We start from the raw sequence: 26,898 nt of genomic DNA, 5'->3' as shown, positions 1-26,898 counted from the left end.
CAAACTAAGGCCTTTTCAATTGTTATGTATACATTAAGGTAATAGGAGTAACTTTCAAGATTTGCTAAATAAATGAAATCGATGAATTAAAAATTTTTCCACTCTAATGGTTTTAACTGACTCAAAAAAAGGGGGAGGCATAGATTCGCCCAGTCAAGAAGATAACTTTAGGATTAATTTTGATAATAATCTTAGACGTTGGTTTGGAAGAAACTTGGGAGAATGGAGGTCTAGGAGGCAATATTTTTTCGATGATGAGGATGTCTTAAATGTTGAAATGATCATTAAAATTGAAAAATATGTTGAGAGAACTCCGGGTGATCTTAGATATAGGTTTACTTGGATGACAGAAGATAATTCTGATTTCTTTAAAAAAAAGCCTTCTTATTCAAAAGAAGGCATTATAGAAGTATCTGTTTTAGGTCATCAACTTCATAGAAACAATTGCTACTTAAGTGAATCACCAGGTGTTTCAAGCATAAGACAAGTAGATGAGCATGAATTGATTTTTGAATCCAAATATGATCGCTGGTATGTATTAGAGCACACTAGATTAATAGATCAAGATCGTTATCGTTCTAGAGTTATTTATAGCTGGAATTCAGATAAATTAAGAATAGTAGAGAATCACCATGAAATTAGAATTCATGATGCACTTGGGTTAATAGAAGATGATTTATAAATGATAATTTCTGGGAATGAAGTATATTCATAAGGATTTAATTGGTTTTATTCACTTTTGAGAAAACTCACTTTCCTAAAGCCTAGTTTAATCCAAGCCAGAATGCTTTTCCTTTTGCTTGCTTTACTTTGCCTTGCCCCATACTCAGTTGCTGCTAAAAATAAAACAAAACCTGCAACCACAGAAGATACCTCTTTGTATAGGGGGTTAGGTGGCACATATATATGTAATGCAAGAGCTGCAGGTATAGAATTTCCTAAGGCTGTGGGAATTGCAGCAGCAACATATGTGCAAGTTTTAGAAGGCAGACATGGAGGGGTAATTAAGAGTGTTAGCAAGAAAAGATTGGAAAGAGAGCAATTATTTACTGGAGCAGAATTTCAGTTAGTAATAGCAGCAATGGATTTTTGCCCTGATCAAGTACCTGATGAAGTTAAAGAAAAAGTCAAGTCTACTCTTGATAAAGAGTTAAAGAAAAAGAATAAGTAACTTATTTATATAGATATCAACTAGTCGGTTTAAAGATTATCTAAACATTGAGCTAACAGAACTTTCTTCGTGTATTCTCCATATTGCTTCTCCTAGCATATTTGCTACAGATAAAACTTTTAATTGTTCAAACTTGTTGTTATCTAGCACTGGAATACTATTAGTCACAATTACTTGTTCAAATAAGCCTGGCTGAGACAGTCTGCTGTAAGCAGGCGGTGAAAAAACTGCATGGGAAGCGCAAGCTATAACTCTTTTTGCGCCCTCTTCCCTTAACAATTCTGCACCTGCACATATTGTTCCACCAGTATCAATCATGTCATCAATAAGAATGGCGGTTTTGTTTGCAACTTCTCCTATAACAGTAAGGCTTTCAGCAACATTATGAGCTGATCTTCTCTTGTCAATTATTGCCAAAGGTGAATCTTTCATTTGTTTTGCAAAAGCTCTTGCCCTTGCAACACCTCCAACGTCTGGTGATACAACAACTATTTCATTTAGATTTTTAGTCGATAAATAGTCAACTAATACGGGTGAGCCATAAATGTGGTCACATGGGATATCAAAATATCCCTGAATTTGAGCTGAATGGAGATCCATAGCAAGAACTCTGTCAACACCTGATTTGACAAGCAAATTTGCCGTCAACTTGGCAGTTATTGACTCCCTACCAGCCGTTTTCCTATCAGCTCTTGCATATCCGTAATAAGGTATGACTGCGGTAATCTGACTGGCTGATGCCCTCTTGCAAGCATCTACCATAATCATCAACTCCATTAGGCTGTCATTGACAGGGGCGCATGTTGGTTGAATTAGAAATACATCACATCCTCTAATTGATTGTTGTATTTGAATATAAAGCTCTCCATCTGCAAATCTCTTAGATACCAGTGGCACGCAAGGTATGCCAATATAGGCAGCTATTTCTTTGGACAAAGCAGGATTTGATGTGCCACTTATTATCCGAAGCCTTCTAGTGTCGTGGCTAATATTCTCTTGTTCAGTGCTAGCTGCGGTGAGAAAACTAGTCACGGTAGCTGCAAAAAATATCCTTTCTTATTGATGCTAATGCTCACAGTCCAACTAACCAAGCTTGTTAATAATCATATGTTCGGATAATGATTTCTACTCCAACTTTTTTTGTAGGAACCGGTCCATTGCCAGAATCTTCTATGAAGGCTGGATCACTTGCTTTGACAAGGTTTTGGGGATGCCAGTTAATCACAGCTTCTTGTGATCAGGAACCAAATAAGGTTATTAAAAGTTTGCAAAATAAAACTGTAATTGTTGAGCTCGTTGGTGATGCTGCGGTCTCAGGGTTTCCCGAGGGGAGTTGGTTGGAAGCTTTATCTGCTTGGAAGCTTCCAGTGGTTTTAATTACAATGCCATTACCTTCAGGCAAATTGACGGGTGCATCAAATGCATATGTGGCTTTATGTAGGCAGCTTTCGGTCCCCTTAATTGGTCTTTTGCAATTTGGAGGAGATTGGGATCAATATCAAAGAAAACTTGATGGACTTCCTTGGTGTGGGTTTATACCTTCAGAAGTCATCAATACTAATAATGAAATTGAGCACAATTTATCTTTTTCTAATGATATTGAATCAATAGTATATATTTTAAAAATGAGGAAAATGTTACTAATTAGTTAGGACAACAAAAGAAATAAGATAAGATCACTGCTCATAACCTGAACATTAGAATTGCTGACTAAGTCTTTATTGGATTAATTTTTTATAACGTTAAATGCATCGAATGTATGATGTTTTTCCAATGTATTTGTGTTAATTTTGTTTTCCTTGTTAGAAAGAAAATTTAAGGTTAAGAGTGTAATCCAAAATCCAAGTAAGACTACTCCTATGAAATGTATGCACCTTCCTGGATATTTCGATAGCATTTCTTGAATTTAACTCTTTTCAGTCCATAATTATAGGTATTAAATGAAATTAAAAGTGAACAAGGTTTTGTTTCTTACTTTGCTTTCTAATGGATAAACCATCTATACCCTATGAACCACGTTTTCATGGTGTATTGCTCCACCCTTCTGCTTTGCCTAATGCAAACATTTGCGGTGGATTTGGCAAGGAAGCAAGAAAATGGTTGAAATTATTAGCAAGTAATGGCATTAGTGTTTGGCAGGTATTACCTTTATCACCTGCTGATCAAACTGGATCACCATATAGTTCACCATCTAGCTTTGCTTTAAATCCATGGTTTCTTGATGTAGAAGACCTTGTTGCTGATGGCTTTCTTTCTCCCACTATTCTTGATGAACTTACCCAAGGAGAGGAATATTGTAATTCGGTAGATTTCGACTTGGCTAATCTTCGCAGCGAAAAGTTAGGCCAAGCATTAAGAGAAAAATGGACAAGTTTAAGAGAATCTCTCCACAAGGAATTTAAGAATTGGGTGTCTAAGCAGTTTTGGTTAGAAGACCATGCTCTATTTATGGAATTAAAACGTCAGAATTCCGGACTTCCATGGTGGGAATGGCCCCAATCTTTTGCTTCTCATAATAAAAAAGAACTAAATAAACTAAAGCATAAATACAAAGATAAGTTATTAGAACACTTTTTGCTGCAATGGCATTTAGAACGTCAATGGTTAAAAATTAAAACCTTGGCAAAAGATTCTGGTGTACTGCTTTTCGGAGATTTGCCTTTCTATGTTTCGCGTGATAGTGCAGATGTTTGGGCTAATAGATCTTTGTTTTCAGTACTCTCTGATGGAAGTCTATATAAGCAAAGTGGAGTTCCTCCCGATTATTTCTCTGAAACAGGGCAACTTTGGGGGACGCCTGTTTATAGGTGGAAAATGCATAAAAAAACTCATTTCAATTGGTGGAGGAAAAGAGTTTTAAGGCAATGGGCTCAATTTGACTTATTGCGAATAGATCACTTTCGTGCTTTAAAAGGATTTTGGGCAGTCCCTGGCAATCATAATACTGCTCAAGATGGTTACTGGTTTCCTTCGCCAGGACTGAAATTGCTAAAGAGTCTCTTTCTTGACAATAATTTCAAACTTCCTTTAGTAGCAGAGGACCTAGGCATCATTACGCAGGATGTTGAATTGCTTCGTGATTTCTTTGATTTGCCAGGGATGAAAATTCTTCAATTTGCATTTGACGGCAACTCAGGGAACCCTTACTTGCCTGAGAATATTAATAGATATCGATCTGTTGTGTATACCGGAACACATGACAATCCGACAACTTTAAGTTGGTGGTCAAGTGCCGGGGATGATGTTAAAAACAGTGTATCTAATTACTTGCAATCAGATATTGCGTCTCCTCCCTGGAAATTGATAGAAGTTGGATTGAGAACAAAGGCATGCTTATTTATTGCTCCTATTCAGGACTTATTATCATTAGATGATAAGGCACGCTTTAACATACCAGGAACTATCTCAGGTAATTGGAAATGGAGATTAAATAAATTTGATGAAGAGCTTTTTACTGCACTTAAAGATTATGGCGATTTAGGTAGAAATTGTGATCGTCAATTTGAGAATGTATATTCTTTATTGAATTAATACAACCTACTCTAATATTATGGGAATATTTGTATGTGCTTGATTCTCCGAAAGATAAGTGTGGTATTTATTTATTAATAAAAAACTGATTAGAATAGCAATAAGATAAAACAAACTTCCTTGCCATGTTGTAAATATATCTATGCTAGAAGGTGTAAAAAAAGGCATGTTTTTTTCTTTGGAATTACTTATTTCATCTGCTAGAAGATCATTTAATACACTAGTTTCAATACCAAGCTCTTTGCCTAGCCTAATAATCATCTTTGGCAGATACTTTGTTTTAGGCAGTTGGGAAAACCAACCATTTTCTAAAGCTTGTATTATTGTTACCGAAACCTTAGTTTTAACAGCAAGTTCACTCCTAGGAAAGCCTAAGGACTCCCTCTTCTCTTTTATGATATTACCCAATTCGTAAAGCCTTTGTTTGTTGCTTTCCATATCTCTTATTGCTCCATAGTCTTGTAACTTTTTTGTGAGAGTTTAAAATTTCAAGCAAAGCATAACATAAATATAATTTACTTTTTACAGATGTGATATTTCATTTTTTGTAAGTTCTCGCCAAAATCCTTCCTTTAGGCCTTCTATCTTTATCTCTCCTATAGATATGCGCTGAAGGTCTATTACAGGATGCCCTAGTAACTCTGCTACTTTGCGGATTTGCCTATTTCGTCCTTCCTTTAATTCGATTTTAAGAAGTGTTTGTGCTTCATAGTTTTGACAACCTTTAGACATGCTGTTCGAGTTCTTTTGCTTTCAAGAATTACACCCTCAGCCCAACTTTTGATTGTTTCATTACATGGTATTCCTTTTACCCATGCATGATAAGTTTTAGTATGACTATACCTAGGGTGTGTTAATCTAAGAGTCAATTCGCCGTCATTTGTAATTAAAATAGCACCTTTACTTTGATAATCTAACCTCCCTATAGGATACATTCACTCCCTTAGGTCTCTTGGAAGTAAGTTTATTATAGTCTTCCTTCCATGAGGGTCTTTACAGCTACATATTACCCCTTTAGGTTTATTTATTAAAAATACTTTTCGAGGAATACTTTTAGGAATAGAAAAATTATCTACGATTATGGTATCTATATTTTGGTTGGCTTTATTGCCTAGCTTTGCTATCTTTCCATTTACTAAAACTTTATTTTGTCTTATAAACTTCTCGGCCTCTCGCCTAGAACAAAAGCCAGACTCGGCGATTATTTTTTTAATACGTTTTTCAGTCATAGGTTACATTATTTTATAAGTTAATTATGTAAAACTTATATATCATGATAATTCTACTATTATAATTCAAATAGTAATTGCATTAGACTCCTTAATTATACCTTTAAATAAAGAGGATAGGTTGAATTTGTTATGAACTAACTTCAGAAGATTTTTTACGTCTGAAGTATTAAGTTTATCATCTTTAATAATAGAAAGAAGAAACTTTCTCCTTATTTTTGAGCCTTTTGCACTTATAAGCAATTTGAGGCTATCTCTTGCTACAGGAAGTAACTCTAATCCTGGATTTCTTGTATCTTCAGTCAACACTTCAAGTAAGCCTTCAAGTCTATCTACACGTATATTATCCTCATTATCAAAAATCACATCCATTAGGATTCCTAGCATTTCCTCATTCTGATCAATTAATAGTCTTTTTGCTATGTAGGGATAAGCAAATCTTAGAATTTTAAAGCTTGGGTCAAGCTTTAGAGCAAGACCTTCTTGACTTACTACAGCTCTAATAATTAACGCAAAACGAGCAGGCACTCTAAAGGGGTATTCAAACATTAATTCTGAGAATTTGTCAGTTATGCTTTTAAGGTTAAAAGAATTAACTTCTTTAGTTATAACACTACCTAAAACTTCCCTTAGAACAGGGACTATATTTTCTAGATTTTGATTTAGGCTAAGAAAACCTAGTTTCTGAAAATCTTTCGAAAGGGAGAGGAAATCTTTATTTATGAGATGAACGATGGCTCCAGTTAGAGTTATTCTATCTGTTTCGGAAATTGAATCCATCATTCCGAAATCTATATAAGCAAGAAGACCTGACGCGCCAGATTTTGACTTTAGTGCAAACATATTCCCAGGATGGGGATCTGCATGAAAATAACCAAATTCGAGTAACTGCTGTATACCACTCGTTACAGCAGTTTTTATTATGGCTGTGGGGTCTATCTCGTTTTCTTTTAAGTAACTTCTATCTTTTAGTTTTATACCTTCTATCCAACTTGTTGTAATTATAATATCTGAGGAATACATACGTTCAACCATAGGTATACGTATTGATGGATTTTTAGAGAATAGTAATGCAAACCTTTCAGCGTTATCTGCTTCCTTTCCATAGTCAATTTCCTCAAACAAGCTTATGCCAAATTCATCTATTATTTCACTTAAACTAAATCCCAGGTTTAAGGGTAATAATGGACCAACAAAAAAACTTAGTAATTTTATTATAACTATATCTCTTCTAATGATATAGCTTAAGCCTGGCCTTTGTACTTTAACAGCTACATAAGTATTATTTTTTAATTGTGCTTTATAAACAACACCAAGACTTGCTGATGCAATTGGTTCGCTTGGAAATATTTTAAAAAGATTGTTTATATTATTCCCAAGTTCTTTTTCAATTATTTGAATTGCTTTTGCGTGCTCGAAAGCTGGCAAGTCGTCCTGAAGTTTTGTTAGTTCTTCTAGCCAGTCTTTGCTTATTAAATCTGGCCTTGTAGAAAGGGCTTGGCCAACTTTTATAAAACATGGACCTAGATTTGTAAGTCTTTTTAAGAGGTCTTTTGCTAGTTGTTTCTGCTTTTTTAAATCTTTACTTCCACTATGTATTAAGAAACTAATTATAAAAATAGTTATTGAGCCAATTATTTGTAAGAGCCTTGGTATCCATATCCATGGTTGGACTATCAACCATGCAAAATCTCGTTTAGGGTTATAACGCATTTAATTTAGATTCTTTATTAATTGGAGAAATTTCTTCGGAGATTTTAATGTAGTAAACCTTTGTTTGGTACACAGTTAAAAGTAGCACCACTATGGGCCTATGAAGATATCAGATCTCCTCACATATAAAAGAGGCAAAAATCTCTTCTTACCTGCACATGGGAGAGGTTTCGCATTGCCTACTGATTTAAGGAGACTTTTGCGAAAACGCCCAGGGATCTGGGATTTACCTGAATTACTCGATATTGGAGGTCCTCTTTGCTCTATAGGTGCTATTGCTGTTAGTCAGGATGAATCCGCAAAGGTTTTTGGAGCGGATCATTGTTGGTATGGAGTTAATGGTGCGACAGGGTTGCTTCAAGCTTCTCTTTTGGCAATTGCTAAACCAGGAGAAGCTATCTTGATGCCACGCAATGCTCACAGGAGTCTTATACAAGCATGTGTTTTGGGAGATATAGTTCCTGTATTATTTGATATACCTTATTTATCAGACCGAGGTCATGCTTACCCCCCTGATATAGATTGGCTAAACAAAGTACTAAAACTAACTTCCTCTTGTAAATTAGATATAACAGCTGCGGTATTAATTAATCCAACGTATCATGGCTACTCTTCAGAGCTTTCTATTCTTATAAAACGCCTTCATAAGCAAGGCTTAAAAGTCTTAGTTGATGAGGCCCATGGCACATATTTTGCTAGTGACATAGATAAAGGCCTTCCAGTATCCGCACTTAAAGCTGGCGCAGATCTTGTTGTTAACTCACTTCATAAATCAGCTCAAGGAATTGTGCAAACAGCAGTTCTTTGGTCGCAAGGTCAATTGGTTGATCCGTCTGTGATATCAAGATGTTTAGGCCTCCTTCAAACCACTAGTCCTAGTTCATTATTATTGGCTTCTTGTGAATTGGCACTTAAGGAGCTAACTAGTAGATCTGGAAAAAGGAATTTAAGCTCTCAGATTGATGATGCTAGAGATGTTTTTTTAAGACTTAAAAATTTAGGGCTGCCATTGCTAAAGAATGATGACCCTCTTCGTTTGGTTCTGCATAGTTCTTATCATGGGATTTGTGGGTTTGATGCAGATAAATGGTTTATTAAACACGGAATTATTGGCGAACTCCCTGAGCCTGGGACCCTTACTTTTTGCTTAGGGTTCAACCCCCTTAAAGGTTTGGCTCATGCAATGAAAAAATGCTGGTATAAACTTCTTTTAGATAACACTTCACCTAAAACTTATCCTCCTTTCCCAGGACCTAATTTTCCTTTGTTGTCCCACCCTTCCATGTCATGTTCTTTGGCTTATAATTCAAATTCTAATTTAGTTATGTTAAATGAAGCTGAAGGCCTGGTTTCGGCTGATTTGGTTTGCCCTTATCCTCCAGGTATACCAGTTCTCATTCCTGGTGAGTTGTTAGACCAACAACGTATTAATTGGATGCTAGGACAGCATAAATTTTGGCCTAATCAGATACCTCTACAAGTGAGAGTTGTTTCCTAATGCATTCTGGTCTCTCAAGTAAAAGAATTGTGAGTGGATTTGTTATAGGTATGTTTGGATTGTTAATAGTTTTGCTTGGAGGTTGGTGGTTTACTTTTTCTTTATGCGTAATAGTACATCTTGCTTTACTTGAATTTTTTAGAATGGCCGAATTTACTGGTATTCGACCAGCAACTAAAACTACTCTTTTAGCCTGTCAATTACTCCTTATTTCAACTCACTTAGGTATAGCTAAAGGACTCCCGGGGATTGCGTCTGCAGGTGTTTTACCACTTAGTGGTGCTGCTATATGTGGCTGGTTGCTTTTGCAACCAAAGACTGGTTCCATTGCAGACATTGCTGCATCGATATTTGGACTTTTTTATCTTGGGTTCCTGCCAAGCTATTGGATTAAATTAAGAAACCTTGTTGATTATGGCTTGACGACAGATCTTTCACCGTTAATAGCCCATACCTCTACATTTATGAGCATAGGAATGGCTATAACTCTTTCAACATGTTTGATGATTGTTGCATGTGATATTGGATCTTATTTCTTCGGCAGGAGTTTTGGGAAGCATAGGCTTTCCCCAATTTCTCCTTCTAAGACTATCGAGGGTGCAATTGGTGGGTTGTTTTCAGCTATTACAGTAGGTGCTATGTCAGGTCTGATTTTTCAATGGCGTTTAGGCTTGCTGGCTGGAGCTTTGCTAGGCATTCTGGTTGCTTTCTTTGCTTTGGTAGGAGATTTAACTGAATCGATGATGAAAAGAGATGCTGGATTGAAAGACTCAGGAGATGTTCTCCCTGGTCATGGTGGAATATTAGATAGGATTGATAGTTATCTCTTTACTCCAGCCATTGTTTACCATGTATTTATATTTATTACTTCAGTTATTACTTGAAAAGGATATTTTCTTCTAGATCGTTACTTCAGATGTGCAACCTAGTGTTAGGGTTTTTTGATTGAAATTAAATATATTTACTTTTATTGATTTATCAATAGGTAGGATTGAATTTTTGTTGCTATCTATATCAGTGAAATTTAATTTCCCAGATTTAATATCAATTTTCAGAAGCTTTTCAATCATTTGATTGCTTTCATTACTTAATACTTTGACTTTAAACAAATTATCATCTATTTCTATTTTTTTAAAGGTAGAGTCGAGGAAAAATTCTGTAGTAAAAAAATCACCCAAAGATTTCCAGTCTTCACTTAGGCAAATATTATTTATCTGATCACTTGTGAATGATATTGTAAATTTCAGAAAGAAATTTTCTAATAGCTCTACACTAGGCTTTCCTTTCCTGATGATAAATTTTAATTTTATATTTTTTGCATTTATAAAAATTTTATCAATTATTATATTCCTAAAGTTAATAGAGCTAGCTTCTAATGAAACCATAGGTATAGCCCCTTTCAATATGCTCAAAGTAGAGCTATTTATTTTTAAATTTATTTTGCCTATTGAGATGCATTGTTTTATCACCCAATACTTAAGACCAGCCTCTATGAGAGATTTCATGTTTTATGATTTTTTATTTTGTGAATAGGAATTAATTCAGCCATGTTTTTGCAACATATTGAGGTGCATCTAAATGAGGTAAATGGCCACAGTTTTTAATTTCCTCATGTTGACAGTTGATTAATTTTTTAACTGCTTCTTTTTCTTTTCTTCCAAGGATTCTATCCTCTTTCCCCCATAAAATACTAATAGGTTGTTTTGGGAGTGGACTTCCACAATTGGCTATACCCCCTGACCGTGCGAATGCAGAGAGAGACCTTGCCCAACCTGAAGCTTTTATATGTATAGAAGCAATTTGTTCTTCTGCTTCCCCCACGCTTTTTTTTGGATCGGCAAAAGCCTTCATGCACAATTGCTTCCTAACGTATTTATTTCTTAGAATACATACTCCTAATCGATCGAAAGGTTTTGGTATTGGCTTAGGATTTCCTGTGAGACCAGCTGGTGACAACAACATGAGTCGGTTTATTTTGGAATGCTTTTGCCTTGCCAATTCCATTGCTATACCTCCTCCCATTGATGCTCCAATAATTCCTATTTGTGATTTGGAAGTTATATTTTCGATCACTTGATTTAAATGAAATATAATTTTCTTCTTATCAAATTCACTATTTTTAGGACGAGGACTAAAGCCAAAGCCATAAAGATCAGGGATTATTAATTGGTGTGAATTTTCAAGATAGGGTACTAATCTCCGGTATTCAAGAAAGCAACTATCAAATCCATGGATAAGCAAAACAGGCGAACCCTTGCCCGTTATTACTACTGGATAAGGCTCTTCGCTCTCTAAGGATATATTCTTTAATTCCACCCATTCTACTTTGGCCGCTAATTCCTTTGCTAAAGGATCTAAAAGTAAAGATTTCACTTCGTTTAAGTAGCTTCGATTGTTAGGCACTTCTAAAAACTCATTCATATTCAATAGATTTAAATTTTTAATAAACAGTCAAATAGAGAAAAATAAATATTTATTTTTTTTAGTTAACCCTGCCTGATTGCCTTTCTTTTGTTACTTATATGCATGATAGAGATAGCATAAATAAATTTATATACTTGCTCCTGCAAGTTCTAAATTGCTTTGATCTTTATCGATATGCTTTACAACAACTTTTTTATTATCATCTATATCTACTTCTGCTTTGTCACCATCTTTTATTCTACCTGATAAAACTTCTTCAGCTAAGCTGTCCTCTAGGAGTCTCATTACAGCTCTTCTTAGTGGACGTGCGCCATATGATGGGTTATAGCCTTCTTCAACCAGCCTTTCTTTGAATTTCTCAGAAACAGTTAACATTATTCCTTTTTCTTTTATTCTTTCAAATACTTCTTTTAGCATAATCTCGGCTATGTCTTTTACCTCTTCTCGAGATAGTTGACGGAATACAATTATTTCATCAAGCCTGTTTAGGAATTCTGGTCTAAAGTATTGCTTAAGCTCTTCATTAACTAGTGATTTAATTCTATTATATTGACTATCTTCTACACTCTCACCAGAAAATTCAAAACCAAGCCCCCCGCCTCCTTTCTCTATAACTTTTGAACCTATGTTTGATGTCATTATGATGAGTGTATTTTTAAAATCAACCGTTCTTCCTTTTGAATCTGTAAGTCGGCCTTCTTCTAGCAATTGAAGAAGTAGGTTGAAAACATCTGGGTGTGATTTTTCTATTTCATCAAAAAGAACAACTGTATAAGGCCTTCTCCTTACTGCCTCTGTTAGTTGACCACCTTCATTAAAACCAACATACCCTGGAGGTGATCCAATTAGTTTGCTTACAGTATGCCTTTCCATGAACTCTGACATATCAAGTCTTATCATTGCTTCTTCACTTCCAAAGAAGTATGCAGCTAATGCCTTTGTTAGCTCGGTCTTGCCTACACCGGTCGGACCGGAAAAAATAAAACTTGCAATTGGTCTATTCGGATTTTTTAAACCAACTCTTGCCCTACGAATTGCCTTGGACACTGCTCTGACAGCTTCATCTTGGCCGATTAATCTTTGATGAAGGGTATCTTCCATATTTAATAGTTTTACTGATTCACTTTCTGTTAGTTTTTGAACAGGCACTCCTGTCCAAGAAGCAACAATGTGGGCAATATCCTCTTCATTTACCATGGGAGATTTACTTATATCTTTTTGAGCATTCAATTTTTTATCGTTATTATCTTCTTTATTCTTTTCAGTTGTTTTTGCTTTATTAATATCCTCTTCTAAATCCCTCTTAGTGCTATCCAATATGGCTCTTATTTGATTACGAAGCTCTACTTCTTTTTCTCTTAGCTCACCGGCTTCTGTGAAATTCTGATCTCTCACTGCTTCTTCTTTCTCTTTCTGCACAACACGTAATTCCCTGTCAACTTCTTTTGCTTCTGGAGGTAATTTCGAATTTAAGAGCCTAACTCTACTGCCTGCTTCGTCTATAAGATCAATAGCTTTGTCAGGCAGAAATCTATCGGAAATATACCTATCTCCAAGATTTGCTGCGGCTTCTAATGCTTGATCAGTGATTTTGAGTCTGTGGTGTTGTTCATACCTTTCTCTTAGCCCTCTAAGAATTTCTATAGTGTCTTCAATAGAAGGCTCTCCAATCATCACAGGTTGAAATCTTCTTTCCAAAGCAGCATCTCTTTCAATGTGCTTTCTATACTCATCCAGAGTTGTTGCCCCTATACACTGAAGCTCCCCTCTAGCTAAGGCAGGTTTCAGAATGTTTGCAGCATCTATTGCACCTTCTGCTGCTCCTGCTCCAATAAGAGTGTGAACCTCATCTATTACAAGAATTACATTCCCTGCTGATTTAATTTCTTCCATTATTTTTTTAAGCCTTTCTTCGAATTCACCTCTATATTTTGTGCCTGCGACTAGAAGACCGATATCTAACGTTAAAACTCTTTTTTCCTCCAAAATATCAGGTATATCACCTTGTTGAATCCTCTGGGCTAAGCCCTCGGCTATAGCAGTTTTGCCTACACCTGGCTCTCCAATCAAGACAGGATTGTTTTTAGTTCTTCTTCCAAGTATTTGTATAACTCTATCTATTTCATCGTGTCGGCCTACAACTGGATCTAGCTTGGATTCGCTTGCCAACTTGGTTAAATTTGTCCCAAATTCATCTAACGTCGCAGTTTTTAAATTACTTTTTCCACCACCACCACCACCACCTGCAGCCACTTCGGCAGTCTCTCCAAGCATTCTTATGACTTGTGTCCTAACTTTTGTAAGATCCACCCCAAGATTTTCCAATACTCTTGCAGCTACTCCCTCCCCTTCTCTTATGAGACCTAGTAGAAGATGTTCTGTCCCTATGTAGTTATGTCCAAGTTGTCGGGCTTCTTCTAAAGATAGTTCTAGTACTCTTTTTGCTCGAGGAGTGAAAGGTATCTCAACGGCAACAAAACCGGAACCTCTTCCGATTATCTTTTCGACTTCAACTCTCGAATCCTTAAGATTCACGCCCATGGATTTTAATACTTTTGCAGCCACTCCTGTGCCTTCTCCTATAAGCCCTAGGAGGATTTGCTCAGTACCAACAAAATTGTGGCCAAGGCGTCTTGCTTCCTCTTGGGCCAGCATTATCACCTTGATGGCCTTTTCGGTAAACCTCTCGAACATTGGCTAGGCCAGTTTGTATGTATTCCCAACTTATCAGGATTAAGAAAAGAATGTGTTCTTAGATTGGCTTCGGGATACCGTAATCACCATCTTTATATGGCTAACTTTACTTGATACTGTGATTAATTACTAAATGGACCAGGGTGAGTTTTAAGGCTGTAAAGCATTTTCTTTCTTTTATAGTTTTGTCGCATTAGCTTATATAAAGAGAAAGGATGTATGCACCAGAGCCATCTTTGAAGTAGTTCTTTCTATAACCTGTTTCTATAAATCCCATTGAATTGTAGAACTTTCTGGCAGCAAGGTTTGCCTCGCTAACTTCTAAATTAGCTTTTTCTACATTTAATAAAATTGATTCTTTGATTAATTTTGTAAGAATTGATCGACCAAGTCCTTCTCTCCTACGGCAAGGATCTACTGCTATTGCAGTGATGTCTATATTATTGGTAATTATCCATCCACTAGAAAGGGCTAAAATATTTTTCTCTTCAAATATCCCAAAGCAAAGTCTTGATGAGCTCTTGAGTTCTGTTGCCCATTGAGGCTTTGTCCAAAGTCCGTTAAGAGCAACTTTGTTTAGATGAAGACAATGATCCAAGTCTTTTAAACCTAGTTCAACAATTCGTCTCTTTGGAGATAATTTGCGTTTGCAGATTTTTCCCTTGTCCAACTGATTAAATTTAGTAATTGGTGGGATCTTTAAATGTACATCGTGAATCTTCAATTCTTTAATCATGCTTGAGTCAATACCTTTCGAGCTTGATCATGATCAAGTTAGTCCTAATAGGAACATATCTCCATTAACTACAAAGTTTGACAAGCATAAAAGATTAATGGTGGGAGGATGCTTGCTTAGCGAGCTTGCTAAGAAATATGGAACACCTCTGTATGTATTGGATGAGAAAACACTTAGGCAATCATGCAAGTCATATAGAGAGGCTTTGAAGGAGTTTTACCCTGCAGAATCGCTTGTTCTATACGCCTCAAAAGCAAATAGTTCTTTGGCAATTAGTAATATCATTAGATCGGAAGGTTTGGGGATCGACGTTGTTTCTGAAGGAGAGCTAATAACGGCTTTAAAAAGTGGAATCCCAGGAGAGAAAATTGTATTGCATGGCAATAATAAATCGGAGAAAGAATTGCTTTTAGCCTATCAAAGTAAAGCTATTATTATAATTGATAATCAACATGATATTGACCTTTTATGTAAATTAATAAATTCTTTTAAGCTTTCTGCTACTGTAATGATTCGATTTACTCCTGGTATAGAGTGCCATACTCATGAATATATAAGAACAGGACATCTTGATAGTAAATTTGGGTTCGACCCTGAGCAATTGGAAGAGGTATTTACGCAGTTGAAGAAGAATGAATATATAAACTTAATTGGTCTTCATGCGCATATTGGTAGTCAGATATTTGAATTAAAACCTCATAAGGATTTGTCTGAAGTCATGGCAGATGTTTTGCAAACTGGTAGAAATCTGGGTCTCCCTATAAAAGACTTAAATGTTGGAGGTGGTTTAGGTGTGAAATATATATCTTCTGATGACCCCCCTTCAATTCAAAGCTGGGTAAAAGCAGTCTCTAGGGCTGTTGTTACTGCATGTGAAGCCAGAAATTTAGTTTTGCCAAGACTTTTATGCGAGCCAGGAAGATCTCTTATCGCAGCGTCAGGGCTAACTCTTTATCAAATTGGTTCTCGCAAGGATATTCCAGGGGGGAAAACTTATATTTCCATTGATGGTGGGATGAGTGACAATCCCAGGCCAATAACTTACGAATCTGTTTACACAGCTTGCTTGGTTGATAGGCCCTTCGCAGTGGCTAAAGAAGTAGTAACTATTGCTGGAAAGCATTGTGAATCTGGGGATGTTCTTTTAAAAGAAATTTCCCTCCCTGCTACTTCGACTGGGGATATTTTGGGTGTTTTTGCTACAGGTGCATACAACCTCTCAATGAGTTCAAATTACAATCGTATTCCAAGGCCAGCTTCAGTTTTAGTTGCAGATGGCATGTCTGAGTTGATTCAATTAAGAGAATTGCCTGAAGATCTATTGCGATATGACGTGCTTCCTCATCGCTTTATTGCAAAAGGGTAGGTAAATTTATAGAAACTGGGTTAAAGGGGTGAATTTTGGCTGGCTAATAAATTTGCGCTTCCTGCTAGACATATTGTTTGCTTCAGCGCTTGGAATTTTACTTTTTTCAAGAGTTAATGAGCCCCGAACTCTTTGGCTGTTAAGAGGATATTTATTCCTTGTATCAATTGCTTGGTTTGTCAATCGTTTCGCAAACCTCCCAATAACTTCAAAGCTTTTTGATGGCTTGGTGTTGGTATGTTCCTTGTCTTTGGCAATTTTATGGCAGGGTGAGTTGCGTCGTCTTATGGAACTGCTTGGAACAGGCCGTCTCGCTGTTTTATTGGGAAATCCACAAAAGGAGTTTCAAGCTAGTACTAATACGGTTTCTTTTTTAACAGAAGCAGCAGGCAGACTTTCACAAAATAGAAGAGGAGCACTTATTGTCTTGGATATGGGTAGTGATTTGCGACCAGAAGATTTTCTTTACCCTGGCGTCCCTATTGATGCTCAAGTATCAACAGAGCTTTTATTAAATCTTTTTGCTGCTGATACTCCACTCCATGATGGGGCCGTTTTAGTTAAAGGAAATAGAATCATTTCTGCTGGAGTTATTTTGCCTCTTTCAAGACAAACTATCAGTCGTTATGGAACAAGACATCTTGCAGCTCTTGGCATTACGGAGCGATTTGATAGATGTATTTGTGTAGTTGTTTCAGAGGAAACAGGGACTTTGTCTTTAGCAAATCAGGGTCGTCTTGAAAGGCCTATTACTAGCAGTAGATTGTTAGATCTTCTAAAAGAGTTCTTGAGTCCTCCAGCGGGTAAAGTGTTGACTAAGGTCTCATCTGTTAATTCAAATCTCTCTGAATCAGAGGCTCCTAATGTTGATGGAAAACTTTCTAATACAAAGAATGGTATTTCTCCATCGACTTCAGTTAAGGAGAATTTGAAATGACGAAATCTTCTTCAATTACTTCAGATAAAAAGTTTTTTCATTCGCCTTTGCCTGAGGAATTAGATCCATTGAGGATTCCAGAGCATATCGCTGTGATAATGGATGGTAATGGTAGATGGGCAAAGGCAAGAGGTTTAACAAGAGCAATGGGCCATATGGCTGGTGTTGATGCATTGAAAACAACTTTACGCTTGTGCAGGGACTGGGGTGTAAGAGCACTTACTGTTTATGCCTTCTCAACAGAAAATTGGTCAAGACCTGGCGAAGAAGTCAGTTTTCTAATGGCTTTGTTTCAACGCGTCCTTAAGAGAGAACTCGAAGCTTTGATCTTGCAAGAAGTGAGAATCAGGTTCCTAGGTGATTTGGACCAATTGCCAGAAAAACTTCAAGATTTGATTTCAGAGGCAACAGCTCTTACCTCAGGTAATACGGGGATACATTTCAATGTTTGTACAAATTATGGAGGTAGAAGAGAATTGGTAAAAGTTGCCCAAAGACTTGCCCAAAGATCTGTAGAGGGAGATTTAGAACCTTCTTCAATTGATGAGAATGTTTTTGCTGCAGAATTATCAACAGCAAATGATGTTGATCCAGATCTTCTTATTCGAACCAGCGGAGAAAGGCGGATAAGTAATTTTTTGCTTTGGCAACTGGCGTATGCAGAAATTCATGTAACTGATATTTTGTGGCCAGACTTTAATCAGGACTCTCTACTAAAAGCATTACTAGACTATCAATCTCGACGTAGGCGATTCGGTGGGCTAGAGCAAATTGGATCTGATACTTCTACTAATTGAAATTTGAATCTATGACTTTGATAAATACCAAACAAACGTCGTCTACCTTTTGTGACCCTAGGCATGATTGGACCATTCTAGAAATACAAGCTCTATTAGAAAAGCCTTTGGTAGATCTTCTTTGGGATGCTCAGACTGTTCATAGGAATGCCAATCCAGGTTATAACGTTCAACTTGCTTCTCTCTTGAGTGTCAAGACAGGTGGTTGTGAAGAAGATTGTTCATATTGTTCGCAATCTATTCATAACAGTAGTGATGTAACCAGTTTTTCTGACTTAGAAGTAAGTCAAGTGCTTCAGCAGGCCAGAGCTGCTAGGGACTCAGGTGCAGACAGATTCTGTATGGGTTGGGCTTGGAGAGAGATTCGTGATGGTAAAGCGTTTGAATCAATGCTTGAAATGGTTCGAGGGGTAAAAGATTTAGGTATGGAGGCATGTGTCACAGCAGGAATGTTGACTGACCAACAAGCTTCTAGGTTGGCTGAAGCAGGCTTGACGGCTTACAACCATAATCTTGATACAAGTCCAGAAAATTATAATGAGATTATTTCAACTCGTACCTTCCAAGAAAGATTAGAAACCCTTGAAAGAGTTCGTTCAGCAGGAATAACTCTTTGTACAGGAGGCATTATTGGCCTTGGTGAGTCTATTGAAGATAGAGCTTCTCTTTTAAAAGTGTTAGCTAATATGAGTCCTCATCCTGAAAGTGTCCCAATAAATGCATTAGTAGCTGTAGAAGGTACTCCTTTAGAAGATCTACCTCCAATCGACCCAATAGAAATGGTGAGAATGGTTGCAACGGCACGAATCCTTTTGCCCCAATCGCGAATACGCCTTAGTGCCGGACGCGAGCAGCTGACTAATGAAGCACAGATACTTTGCTTCCTTTCAGGTGCTGACTCGATTTTTTATGGAGATAGCCTTCTTACAACAACTAACCCTGCTGTTGAAGCCGACAAACAGTTGCTTTCGAAAGCAGGGGTGAATTTTAATAGTAATTTCTATGATCCATAATAATTCGTCAAAAGGAGTTAATGTTCAATTGCAGGTAGCAGCCTTCTATTGTTTTTCCGAAGTTGACCCTGATATTGCTGAGTTATTGCCTCTTGAATTGTCTAACATTGCTGATCAACATCAGATTAGAGGAACTGTCCTAGTTGGTTTAGAAGGTATTAATGGAACTATATGTGGATCAGAGGAAGCAGTTGGAATATTGCTCGGTAAACTGCACTCTATTGGATTGAAAAATCCTTTGCAAATTAAGTTTAGTTGGTCTGATAAGCAAGCATTTCGCCGGTTTAAATCCCGAAGGAAAAATGAAATAGTTACTATGGGCATCCCGGAAGTTAGCCCTAATGAAACTGTTGGTACATATGTAGAGCCATCGCAATGGAATGAATTTGTGGATGATCCTGAGACTATCTTGATAGATACTCGCAATGAATATGAAATTGGAGTTGGTACTTTTGAGGGAGCAGTTAACCCTCACACAGATAAATTTAGAGATTTTCCAGAATGGGTCGATAATAATTTAAATTCTTTACTTGAAGAGAACTCAGCCAAAAGAATAGCAATGTTTTGTACTGGAGGAATAAGATGTGAGAAGGCTACTTCTTTTTTAAATAAGAGAGGTTTTACTGAAGTTCATCATTTAAGAGGCGGTATTCTACGTTATCTTGAGGAAGTCCCACAAAGTGATAGTCGCTGGAAAGGAGAATGTTTTGTTTTTGACCAAAGAGTTTCATTAAACCATCATCTGAACCCTGGCGTTTATAAATTGTGTTATGCATGTGGAATGCCGTTGTCACCGACTGATTGCGATAATCCCATTTATATGCCAGGAGTTCAATGTCTTAATTGTAAAGATAGTTTTACTGATGATGACAGGGCTAGATTTGCAGAACGACAAAAACATATAGATAAGCTCTCTAAACGTCTACCTGGTAACACAATTTGGCCAAGTGCATGACTATTGATGGTTTAGCTGAGTTAGAGAAGCAAGCTTTTAATAAAGGCTTTTTGCTAAGAATTCAAGTCAGAAGACCAATAAATTTTTGGGCTTTCAAACTTTCTGTAGCGAGGTTCTTAACAACTGAAAAGGTTCAAATCCTTGGAGAGATGAAAGGCTGGGCTTACAACGGTGTTAATGGATTACAGCTTGACACTATGATAGTTAGAAAAAATGCCCCTAAGGGAATTGGGCATTTAATTTGGGCTGCCACTATGGCATGGGCTTTGGAAGAAACAGTTTGTAGGAAAGCTCGCCTATTAGCAATTTATGATGAAAACTTTCAACATCATAAATTAATTAGATACTTTCAAAGGCGTGGATTCCAAATTGTTAGGAGTGTTGGCTCAGCGCCTTTTGACTTGCCTTTGAGGTTGATTTGGGGCGGTTCAGGAAGCTTAATGACTGCAGATTGCTCAGAAGTCTACAAATATAGTCGTAAACTTTGGGAACTCAATTAAGATTTTTGCTTTAGTTTTTCTCAGCATGATAACTACTTCTAACTAAAGGTCCGCTATTTACCTTCTTAAAACCTAAGGTATATGCAATTTTTGCAAGCTCTTCAAATTCAACTGGGTGCCAATACTTCTTAACAGGTATATGTGCAAGAGAGGGCCTTAGGTATTGACCTATGGTTATCCGTTGGCAGTTGACAGCTCTCAAGTCATGAAAAGTTTGAATAATTTCATCATGATTTTCACCAAGCCCTAACATAATCCCTGATTTTGTAGGTATATGAGGGGCTAACGTACTTGAAGCTTGTAATAACGATAATGACCTCCTATATGTTGCACCTCTACGAACTTCCTTCTGAAGACGCTCTACAGTCTCAAGATTATGGTTAAAGCAAATAGGCTGAGCTTTCAGAACAATTGACAATCTATGTAGTTGTAGTTGTATTGCTTCACTCTCATCTCTGGCTCCTCCCCAGAAATCTGGTGTAAGAACTTCGATATTTATTCTTGGAATTAGTTTTCTGATTTCCTTAATTGTTTGAGTAAAGATACTTGCACCATGATCTGGGAGGTCATCTCTTGCGACGGATGTTAATACGACATAATTGAGATTTAACTCCTTTATTGCTTTCGCAACACGTTTTGGTTCATCATCATCAAAGATTCTTGGCGACTGTCCTTTCTCCACTTGGCAAAATGCACAACTTCTTGTACATATTGACCCTCCAAGCAAAAAAGTTGCTGTTCCAGAGCTATAACATTCGCTTCGATTAGGACACCTCCCCTCTTCACAAATGGTATGCAACCTGTTTTCCTTGACTAATTTTTGAACACGCTCCAGTTGAGATGCTTTGCCTATTGAGGGCTTGATCCACTCAGGCAAGCGTTCTTCTGGTAAAGCCTTACTGTATTTAGTATGTCTACTTTGTTTAGTCATATTGTTAGAAACTGTTTTAGACATCTCTTCGTCCCTCAAGAGCTCTTGCTAGTGTAACTTCATCTGCATATTCCAGCTCACTTCCCACTGGTAGGCCATATGCAATTCTTGTAACCTTGACAAACGCTTTTAAAAGCTTGGCTAGATAAAGACTGGTTGTATCTCCTTCCACACTTGGAGTAAGTGCGAGTATTACTTCTGAGATACCATCATCTGTAATTCTTTTTACTAGAGAAGTGATGTTTAACAACTCTGGGCCAATACCATCCATTGGTGAGATGAGTCCTCCTAAAACATGATAAAGACCTTTATATTCTCTAGTTCTCTCTAGAGCGAGTAAATCCCTAGAGTCAGCTACTACGCAAATCATTGTTTTATCTCTAGTTGTGTTTATACAGATTTCACACTCCATCTCAGCTGTTAGATGAAAGCATTTATGGCATTGCCCTACTTGCTTTCGAGCATTTAAAAGAGTATTTGCAAAAGAAATGATTTTTTCTTCAGGTTGTCTGAGAATAAATAGAGCTAGCCGTTGGGCTGTCCTTGGCCCTATTCCAGGTAATTGCTCAAATTGATCAATTAAACGAGCAAGAGGTCTGGTAAATCCGTTCAGGGGTTTTTTTGCAGATAACTTAAATTTAAGCAGTCTTTGATAACAAAAGTAGAATGTAAAAAAACATTCTCTGTTCATTAGCTCAAGCTAAAGGCAGAATATACGCTAACTAGAATGATCAATGCCTAAATTTCTCAAGTCTTTCAAACAATTTTTATGCTCTTTACTTCTGATAAGTGTCTTATGTGCTTGTAACTCATCCTCAACAGCTGGATTAGAAGCATTTCAGAGCTCAGATGGAACCTATGGATTCTTTTATCCAACTGGCTGGACCCGTATATCAGTAACTGGCGGACCAGAGGTTGTTTTTCATGATGTGATTAATAGTGATGAAACTCTTAGTTTAGTCGTTTCTGATATTGAGAATGGACTGGATTTGGATAGTATTGGAGGCCCTATACAAATTGGAGAGAGTTTAATTGAAGAAGTTTTTGCTTCTGATGGATCTGGGAGACAAGCAGATTTGCTTCAGGCTTCAAGGAGAGAGGAGAGAAACCATATATTTTATGATCTTGAATACACTATCCATCTTCCTGATCGAGACCGACATGAGCTTGCCACAGTAGTTGTAAACCGTGGAGCATTATTTACATTGGCAGCCAGTACAAATGAGACTCGCTGGCCAAAGGTTAAAGGTATATTTGAACGTGTGATAACGTCATTTAATTTTTATAGTTCCTAAGAACAAATATTTAAGAGCATTTTTAATGCTCTTAATAAACCATCAATACCCTGCTTGTACTTTCCAAAGATCGAAATAAATACCTTTTTGGTCTAACAATGCTTGATGGTTTCCTCTTTCTATTATGTTTCCTTGCTCAAGAACAATAATTTCATCTGCATTTTTAACTGTGCTTAGCCTATGCGCGATAACTAAGGTTGTTCTGTTTGAGGTTATTTGATTTAGAGACCTTTGAATTGCTGCCTCAGTTTCATTGTCTACCGAAGCTGTTGCTTCATCTAAAATAAGTATTGGAGCATTTTTGAGTATAGCCCTTGCCAAGGCAATTCTTTGCCGCTGACCACCAGATAACCTTTGCCCTCTTTCTCCGACGATTGTTTTATAGCCTTGGGGTAATTGCTCTATGAATTCAAATGCCCCTGACAACTCAGAAGCCTTGTTTATTTCGTCAAAGTTTGCATGTTTGTTACCATAGGCAATATTTTCTTCAACTGTCCCATGAAATAAATAAACTTCTTGACTTACCAATGCGATAGATTTTCTGAGATCTAATAAATTGACTTGATTTACAGCAATTCCATCTATAAATATATCACCTTGATTTAATTCATAAAGCCTTAAAATTAACTTTACTAAAGTACTTTTACCAGAACCTGTTGATCCTACAATTCCAATAGTACTACCGGCAGGAATACTTAAATTGAAATCTTTTAGAATTGGTTTTCTATTCTGATAGTTAAAATTAACATTTTTAAACTCAATCTCACCTTTTATAGATTGTACTTTAAGTCTTTTCAGGCCACTAGATATGGCTATAGGCGTATCAATGAGATCTAGAACCCTATTAGTTGAGGCCATAGAGCGCTGGTAATCATCTAAAATATTACCTAAAGTTGTTAATGGCCAAAGGAGTCTTTGTGTAATAAATACAAGGAAGCTGTATGTCCCAATAGCGATTTTTCCTTCCCATGCCTGATATCCACCTGCTATAAGTATTGCAAGGAATGCAAATAGAATTGCAAATCTAATTAATGGTATGAATGCCGCAGAGAATTTTATCGCCTTTCTATTACTTTGTTGGTATAAATTGCTATCACGGGTAACCCTTTCTAGTTCCCATGATTCTGTTGCAAAGCTCTTAATTGTTAACATGCCACCTAAATTATTGCTCAATCGAGCTGCCAAGTCACCCGCTTTATTTCTTACATCTTTATATTTAGGAGCAAGTCTTTTTTGAAAACTTATCGATCCTAATAGTATTACAGGAATAGGTATAAATGAGAAAATAGCAACACCAGGTGCTAAAAATGCCATAGCCCCGCCAACTAGCAATACCGTTACTATTAACTGCAAAATCTGGTTTGCCCCATGATCTAAAAATCTTTCTAATTGGTTTATATCGTCGTTAAGTATCGTCATTAACCGCCCAGTATTGTCGTTTTCAAAGAATGACATCTCAAGATTTTGAAGATGGCTGTAAGCTTTAACACGGAGATTATGTTGTGTTGTTTGAGCTAAATTTCTCCACAGAAGCCCATACATATATTCAAAAAATGATTCCGCAGACCATATTAGAAATGAAACTATAGCTAGAATAGTTAACTGGGAAGGAACCGATTTGTATCCTAGACTTGCTATCCAAGATGACTCTTCACGAATAATTACGTCAACAGATATACCTATTAAAACAGGTGGTGCTAGATCAAAGATTTTATTTAAGACTGAACATGAAACAGCCGACATTATTAATTTTTTTTGTTTAGGTTGACTTTCTAGAAGTCTTGTTAATGTGAATAAATGTCGTTTAAAAGTAGGATTCATATATTCTTGAGTGCTTTAAATGGAATTTTTTGATGTTTGGTTAAACTGGCTAATTGCTTTCTTTCTGCAAAATTCTTGAGCATCTTGTAATGACAATCCCGCTGCAATTTTATCTACAAAGCATTGGCATGTAAAGCGACCCATTTCTTTATTAACTTTCTTGTGATTCTTTTGAGCTTCAGAATTAAAGTTTTCTAAGCATATTTTTGTGATCAAATTATTTAGCTCATCACTTTTAACTTGATTAGGCATAAATGCCACAGCAAGTGAAGAGATTATCAGATATAAAGAGAATTTCAAGAGATTTATATACATAGTTATTTGAATATAAATTAACTATGCAAATTTATTTTTAGTTCCCTATTCATAACCTTTACAGATTTAAGATTTTTAAAAATTTCTTCTGGCATCCCTTTAGGCAGATCAACAAGACTATAATTATCAAATATTTGAATACGCCCTATTCTATTACCTTTTAGACCCGTTTCATTTGCTATAGCACCTACGATATTGCCTGGTTTAACTTTGTCTCTATATCCGACTTCAAGTCTATACCTCTCCTTGTCCTTCTCTGTCAAAGCAGAGTCAAGATTATTTCTACGTCTACTTCTGTTGCTTCTATCATCTCTTCTTTCATTGTACCTACGATTGCTAAATGTCTGATTAATCCATGATTCATCTTCACTTGTGTATAAAGGTGCTTCCCCTATTGCAAGGTTTAAAGCACCTAATGCAATATCTTTTGCACTAGCCTCCATTTCCTCCATTAATTGATCTATTAGCTTTTCTAAAATCTCTCTTTCTTCAGCTGACTTTCTTGGGTTAGAGGAAGATTTGCATAGTTTTAGTTTTATCTTATTGATTCGATGTTTATTAATCTCTTCATTTTTTGGCACTTCCATTTTCTCTATACTTTGTCCTACAGCTCGCTCTAGATTGTTTATAAATGAACGTTCCCTTGGGCTTACAAAGAGGATGGCTTCGCCATTCCTACCTGCTCGACCAGTCCTCCCAATACGGTGAACATAAGCCTCAGCATCAAAGGGCATATCAAAGTTAATTACAAGACCAATTCTCTCTACATCCAAACCTCTGGCAGCCACGTCTGTTGCTACAAGTATATCCACACCTCCTTGGCGTAGCCTTTCTACAGTCCTTTCTCTTAAATTTTGAGGAACATCACCATTAAGAACTGCCACGTTATGATTAAGAGCTTCGAGGCTTTCTGCAACTCTAAGAGTTATTGCTTTGGTCCTAGCAAAAATAATTACACCTGCGTCAACAGTCGTTTCTAGAACCCTTTTTAATGCTTCTACTTTATAGCTATTCTGTATTAAGATATACCTTTGTCTAATTAACTTAGCTTCTTGTTTCTTCGCTTTAATTGTAATTTCAGCTGGGTTTTGTAGATATCTTTTTGACAGACGTCTTATTTCTGAAGGCATAGTCGCAGAAAAGAAGACCATTTGCCTCTCTTGCGGTAATTGTTCAAGAATCCATTCAATATCATCAATAAAGCCCATTCTCAACATTTCATCTGCCTCATCAAGAACTAAACATTCCAATTGATTTTGTACAAAAGTTCCTTGTCGCATATGGTCCATTACTCGACCAGGTGTACCTACTACAATTTGAACTCCTCTTCTTAAGGAATTTATTTGTGAACGAAAATCGGACCCACCATATATCGCTAAAATTTTGATATCAGGATTCCCTTCTGCATACGCGCGAAATGAATCAGCAACTTGCATAGCTAATTCACGTGTCGGTGTTAAAACTAAAACTTGAGGAGGACCTTTCTGCGTTTTAATCCTTTCAAGAATTGGCAAAGCAAATGCGGCAGTTTTACCAGTACCAGTTTGTGCTTGTCCTAGCAGATCACGACCAAGCATCAATTCTGGGAACGCTGCCTTTTGAATAGGAGTAGGTTCTAGGTAACCTTTTTTTGAAATTGTTTCTACTAGATTGTCGCTAAAGCCAAAGCTATTAAAACCTTGTAAAGGATTCTCTTGTTTGCTTGAAAGACCTTCTTTGGGTGAAACCTTTGAAGCCTCATCATTTGTGATTTTTTTTTCTTTCAAGATATCTTTTTTAGTAACCAATGTTTTGTTAGAACTTGGTATATCTATCTCAGTTGATTTGCGTGACATGTAATTTTGGTTGTCCCTGATGATCCCTTGAAATTAGGCAGGCAACCTCCAATCGGTATATAACCGTACTTTGTTGACGCGCCTCTTTTAAAAGGTTTTGTTTTATATAATCTAACATTGCATGATATTAAATTGAA

Annotated in this window: 28 protein-coding genes; 13 read left to right on the top strand and 15 right to left on the bottom strand. The window is 36.7% G+C overall.

Translation table 11 applies throughout. The annotated features are described in order from the left end of the window. Positions 1-106: 106 nt before the first annotated feature. The gene (locus tag O5635_RS02760; protein WP_036902642.1) at positions 107-682 is read left to right on the top strand and encodes a hypothetical protein; all 576 of its coding nucleotides are present in this window, start codon (positions 107-109) and stop codon (positions 680-682) included. Positions 683-784: 102 nt separating this feature from the next. After that, on the top strand, positions 785-1,171 hold the full coding sequence (locus O5635_RS02755; protein WP_052043101.1) for a cAMP phosphodiesterase: 387 nt from the start codon (positions 785-787) through the stop codon (positions 1,169-1,171). A 36-nt stretch (positions 1,172-1,207) separates the two neighbouring features. Here the strand turns inward: O5635_RS02755 and O5635_RS02750 are convergent, their stop codons facing one another. Then, positions 1,208-2,203 carry a ribose-phosphate pyrophosphokinase gene (locus tag O5635_RS02750; protein ID WP_036902644.1) on the bottom strand — a complete coding sequence of 332 codons (996 nt, stop codon included), beginning with the start codon at positions 2,201-2,203 and terminating at the stop codon, positions 1,208-1,210. 86 nt (positions 2,204-2,289) lie between these two features. On the opposite strand from O5635_RS02750, the gene O5635_RS02745 reads away from it, so the two are divergent. Both O5635_RS02745 and malQ read left to right on the top strand, forming a co-directional pair. Then, positions 2,290-2,823: a hypothetical protein gene (locus tag O5635_RS02745; RefSeq protein WP_036902645.1), complete on the top strand. Its 534-nt coding sequence runs from the start codon at positions 2,290-2,292 to the stop codon at positions 2,821-2,823. A gap of 334 nt (positions 2,824-3,157) precedes the next feature. Beyond that, on the top strand, positions 3,158-4,702 hold the full coding sequence (gene malQ / locus O5635_RS02740) for a 4-alpha-glucanotransferase (protein ID WP_036902646.1): 1,545 nt from the start codon (positions 3,158-3,160) through the stop codon (positions 4,700-4,702). Between the two features lie 6 nt (positions 4,703-4,708). On the opposite strand, the gene O5635_RS02735 is transcribed toward malQ, so the two are convergent. From O5635_RS02735 to O5635_RS02725, 5 genes are all read right to left on the bottom strand, one after another. Continuing rightward, positions 4,709-5,140 carry a helix-turn-helix domain-containing protein gene (locus O5635_RS02735; RefSeq protein ID WP_036902647.1) on the bottom strand — a complete coding sequence of 144 codons (432 nt, stop codon included), beginning with the start codon at positions 5,138-5,140 and terminating at the stop codon, positions 4,709-4,711. Between the two features lie 84 nt (positions 5,141-5,224). After that, the gene (locus O5635_RS09385) at positions 5,225-5,434 is read right to left on the bottom strand and encodes a hypothetical protein (RefSeq protein WP_036902648.1); all 210 of its coding nucleotides are present in this window, start codon (positions 5,432-5,434) and stop codon (positions 5,225-5,227) included. Next, positions 5,380-5,637, bottom strand: coding sequence for a pseudouridine synthase (locus O5635_RS09380; protein WP_332299671.1), 258 nt, complete (start codon positions 5,635-5,637; stop codon positions 5,380-5,382). Before O5635_RS09380 ends, O5635_RS09385 begins: the two co-directional genes overlap by 55 nt. After that, a complete protein-coding gene (locus tag O5635_RS09375) occupies positions 5,638-5,931 on the bottom strand; it encodes a S4 domain-containing protein (RefSeq protein ID WP_332299670.1) in 294 nt (97 codons plus the stop codon). 66 nt (positions 5,932-5,997) lie between these two features. Beyond that, entirely contained in the window at positions 5,998-7,644 is a 1,647-nt protein-coding gene (locus O5635_RS02725) for an ABC1 kinase family protein (RefSeq protein ID WP_036902649.1), read from the bottom strand. A 100-nt stretch (positions 7,645-7,744) separates the two neighbouring features. Here O5635_RS02725 and O5635_RS02720 point away from each other — a divergent pair, with 100 nt between their 5' ends. After that, positions 7,745-9,142: a lysine decarboxylase gene (locus tag O5635_RS02720; protein WP_269607874.1), complete on the top strand. Its 1,398-nt coding sequence runs from the start codon at positions 7,745-7,747 to the stop codon at positions 9,140-9,142. Beyond that, positions 9,142-10,026, top strand: a complete 885-nt coding sequence (locus O5635_RS02715) for a phosphatidate cytidylyltransferase (RefSeq protein WP_036902651.1) — start codon at positions 9,142-9,144, stop codon at positions 10,024-10,026. The genes O5635_RS02720 and O5635_RS02715 overlap by 1 nt, the downstream gene beginning before the upstream one ends. Positions 10,027-10,041: 15 nt before the next feature. Here O5635_RS02715 and O5635_RS02710 read toward each other — a convergent pair whose 3' ends face one another. The 4 genes from O5635_RS02710 to O5635_RS02695 form a co-directional block, all read right to left on the bottom strand. After that, a complete protein-coding gene (locus tag O5635_RS02710) occupies positions 10,042-10,527 on the bottom strand; it encodes a hypothetical protein (RefSeq protein WP_269607873.1) in 486 nt (161 codons plus the stop codon). Between the two features lie 151 nt (positions 10,528-10,678). Continuing rightward, complete coding sequence (locus O5635_RS02705; RefSeq protein WP_241462967.1) at positions 10,679-11,515, bottom strand: alpha/beta fold hydrolase; 837 nt, start codon at positions 11,513-11,515, stop codon at positions 10,679-10,681. Positions 11,516-11,692: 177 nt separating this feature from the next. Then, positions 11,693-14,260: an ATP-dependent Clp protease ATP-binding subunit gene (locus O5635_RS02700; RefSeq protein WP_269607871.1), complete on the bottom strand. Its 2,568-nt coding sequence runs from the start codon at positions 14,258-14,260 to the stop codon at positions 11,693-11,695. Positions 14,261-14,453: 193 nt separating this feature from the next. After that, entirely contained in the window at positions 14,454-14,996 is a 543-nt protein-coding gene (locus tag O5635_RS02695) for a GNAT family N-acetyltransferase (protein WP_052042984.1), read from the bottom strand. Between O5635_RS02695 and lysA the strand changes: the two genes are divergently transcribed. Genes lysA through O5635_RS02665 form a run of 6 tightly spaced genes read left to right on the top strand, consistent with a single transcriptional unit; the run spans position 14,995 to position 20,564 of the window. Continuing rightward, a complete protein-coding gene (lysA, locus tag O5635_RS02690) occupies positions 14,995-16,362 on the top strand; it encodes a diaminopimelate decarboxylase (protein WP_036902655.1) in 1,368 nt (455 codons plus the stop codon). The genes O5635_RS02695 and lysA overlap by 2 nt on opposite strands. Positions 16,363-16,390: 28 nt before the next feature. After that, on the top strand, positions 16,391-17,299 hold the full coding sequence (cdaA, locus tag O5635_RS02685; RefSeq protein WP_036902656.1) for a diadenylate cyclase CdaA: 909 nt from the start codon (positions 16,391-16,393) through the stop codon (positions 17,297-17,299). Continuing rightward, positions 17,296-18,096: an isoprenyl transferase gene (locus O5635_RS02680; protein WP_036902657.1), complete on the top strand. Its 801-nt coding sequence runs from the start codon at positions 17,296-17,298 to the stop codon at positions 18,094-18,096. Before cdaA ends, O5635_RS02680 begins: the two co-directional genes overlap by 4 nt. A gap of 11 nt (positions 18,097-18,107) precedes the next feature. After that, entirely contained in the window at positions 18,108-19,109 is a 1,002-nt protein-coding gene (gene bioB, locus O5635_RS02675) for a biotin synthase BioB (protein ID WP_052043108.1), read from the top strand. Then, positions 19,099-20,064: a rhodanese-related sulfurtransferase gene (locus O5635_RS02670; RefSeq protein WP_036902658.1), complete on the top strand. Its 966-nt coding sequence runs from the start codon at positions 19,099-19,101 to the stop codon at positions 20,062-20,064. The genes bioB and O5635_RS02670 overlap by 11 nt, the downstream gene beginning before the upstream one ends. Beyond that, positions 20,061-20,564, top strand: coding sequence for a hypothetical protein (locus tag O5635_RS02665; RefSeq protein ID WP_036902659.1), 504 nt, complete (start codon positions 20,061-20,063; stop codon positions 20,562-20,564). Before O5635_RS02670 ends, O5635_RS02665 begins: the two co-directional genes overlap by 4 nt. 10 nt (positions 20,565-20,574) lie before the next feature. Here O5635_RS02665 and lipA read toward each other — a convergent pair whose 3' ends face one another. Together lipA and recR are read right to left on the bottom strand one after the other, a co-directional pair. After that, positions 20,575-21,495, bottom strand: a complete 921-nt coding sequence (gene lipA, locus O5635_RS02660) for a lipoyl synthase (protein WP_036903636.1) — start codon at positions 21,493-21,495, stop codon at positions 20,575-20,577. A gap of 16 nt (positions 21,496-21,511) precedes the next feature. Continuing rightward, positions 21,512-22,186, bottom strand: coding sequence for a recombination mediator RecR (recR, locus tag O5635_RS02655; protein WP_081934295.1), 675 nt, complete (start codon positions 22,184-22,186; stop codon positions 21,512-21,514). A gap of 43 nt (positions 22,187-22,229) precedes the next feature. On the opposite strand from recR, the gene psbP reads away from it, so the two are divergent. Beyond that, positions 22,230-22,790, top strand: coding sequence for a photosystem II reaction center PsbP (gene psbP, locus O5635_RS02650; protein ID WP_036902660.1), 561 nt, complete (start codon positions 22,230-22,232; stop codon positions 22,788-22,790). 42 nt (positions 22,791-22,832) lie between these two features. Here psbP and O5635_RS02645 read toward each other — a convergent pair whose 3' ends face one another. The 3 genes from O5635_RS02645 to O5635_RS02635 form a co-directional block, all read right to left on the bottom strand. Beyond that, on the bottom strand, positions 22,833-24,611 hold the full coding sequence (locus O5635_RS02645; RefSeq protein ID WP_036902661.1) for an ABC transporter ATP-binding protein: 1,779 nt from the start codon (positions 24,609-24,611) through the stop codon (positions 22,833-22,835). Between the two features lie 15 nt (positions 24,612-24,626). Next, a complete protein-coding gene (locus O5635_RS02640) occupies positions 24,627-24,863 on the bottom strand; it encodes a hypothetical protein (protein WP_152557311.1) in 237 nt (78 codons plus the stop codon). Between the two features lie 80 nt (positions 24,864-24,943). After that, entirely contained in the window at positions 24,944-26,761 is a 1,818-nt protein-coding gene (locus tag O5635_RS02635) for a DEAD/DEAH box helicase (protein ID WP_036902662.1), read from the bottom strand. Between the last annotated feature and the right edge of the window lie 137 nt (positions 26,762-26,898).

It is taken from the genome of Prochlorococcus marinus str. MIT 0919 (genome assembly GCF_027359375.1).
Lineage (GTDB): Bacteria > Cyanobacteriota > Cyanobacteriia > PCC-6307 > Cyanobiaceae > Prochlorococcus_D.
Note: the sequence above shows the minus strand (reverse complement) of the source record. Positions and strands in the feature narration are given on the sequence as shown.